Source organism: Micromonospora sonchi (genome assembly GCF_014646235.1).
Lineage (GTDB): Bacteria > Actinomycetota > Actinomycetes > Mycobacteriales > Micromonosporaceae > Micromonospora > Micromonospora sonchi.
In genome coordinates, this window is sequence record NZ_BMNB01000074.1 from 1 (window position 1) to 1,849 (window position 1,849).

At 66.3% G+C, this 1,849-nt stretch carries 1 protein-coding gene; it reads left to right on the forward strand.

The features are described 5' to 3' along the window. Positions 1-21: 21 nt before the first annotated feature. A partial coding sequence (locus tag IEY61_RS31915; RefSeq protein ID WP_189050841.1) for an MDR/SDR family oxidoreductase occupies positions 22-1,849 on the forward strand: 1,828 nt, incomplete at its 3' end.

The following is a 1,849-nucleotide window of genomic DNA, read 5'->3' on the forward strand; positions in this document are numbered from 1 at the left end:
GCGGTGTGGGGTTTGGTGCGGGTGGCTCAGGCGGAGTTCCCCGGCAGGGTCGTGTTGGTAGACGTCGACACCCCCGACGGATGGCTCACGTCGGTAGCCGGACTCATCGGCGCGGGACTGACCCAAGCCGCGATCCGCACCGGCCGGGTCCGTATCCCCCGACTCGTCCGCACCACCACCGCCCTGACACCCCCCACCCAGAAAGCCTGGTCCCTGCACTCCAGCGGCGGCGGCACCTTCGACAGCCTCACCCTCACCCCCCGAGACACCGACACCCGCCCCCTACGCCCCGGCGAAATCCGCATCGCCGTACACGCCGCCGGAGTCAACTTCCGCGACGTCGTAGTAGCCCTCGGCATGGTCCCCGGCCTCGAAGGACTCGGCGGCGAAGGCGCCGGCACCATCATCGACACCGCCCCCGACGTCACCGGACTCACCATCGGCGACCGCGTCTTCGGCCTCATACCCGACGCATTCGGCCCCACCGCCATCGTCGACGCCCGACTCGTCGCCCCCATCCCACCCCACTGGACCTACGCCCAAGCAGCCTCAGTACCCATCGCCTACCTCACCGCCTACTACGGACTCATCGAACTCGCCCACCTACGCCCCGGACAACGCGTACTCATCCACGCCGCCACCGGCGGAGTCGGCATGGCCGCCGTCCAAATCGCCCGCCACATCGGCGCCGAAATCCTCGCCACCGCATCACCAACAAAATGGCCAACACTACGAGAACAAGGCCTCCACGACACCCACATCGCCTCCTCCCGCACCCTCGACTTCGAACAAAAATTCGCCACCGGCGTCGACGTCGTCCTCAACTCACTAGCCGGCGAATACATCGACGCATCACTACGACTCCTCCGACCCGGCGGCGCCTTCATCGAAATGGGCAAAACCGATATCCGCCCCACCGACACCATCACCACCACCCACCCCAACATCCACTACCAAGCCTTCGACCTCCCCGAAGCCGGCCCCGACCTCATCGCCACCATGCTCCGCCACATCCTCCACATGTTCACCAACAACCAACTCCACCTCCCACCCAAAACCTGCTTCGACATCCGCCAAGCCCCCGACGCACTCCGCTACCTCTCCCAAGCCCGCCACATCGGCAAAATCGTCCTCACCATCCCCCCCACCCCCAACCCACACCACACCACCCTCATCACCGGCGGCAACGGAACACTCGCCCAACTCGTCGCCCGCCACCTCGTCCACCACCACGGACACCGCAACCTCATCCTCACCACCCGCCGCCCCAACACCGACGACCTAACCCAACTCGTCACCGACCTCCAACAACACGGCGCCCACATCCACATCGCCACCTGCGACACCACCGACCCACAACAAATCCACCAACTCATCAACCAAATCGACAACCTCGGCACCGTCATCCACACCACCGGCATCCTCGACGACGCCATCCTCACCAGCCTCAACCCCCAACGCCTCCACACCACCTGGGCACCCAAAGCCCACGCCGCCTGGACCCTCCACCAAGCCACCACCAACCACCACAACCTCACCCACTTCATCCTCTTCTCATCCATCGCCGCCACCCTCGGCAACCCCGGCCAAGCCAACTACGCCGCCGCCAACGCCTACCTCGACGCCCTCGCCACCTGGCGACACCACCAAGGCCTCCCCGCCACCTCCATCGCCTGGGGCCTCTGGAACACCCAATCCACCATGACCACCGACCTCACCACCACCCACCACAACCGCCTCGCCCGCACCGGCATCACCCCCATGACCCCCACCACCGCCCTCACCCTCCTCGACCACGCCCTCACCACCCACCACCCCACCCCCACCGCCACCCAATGGAACCTGAGCG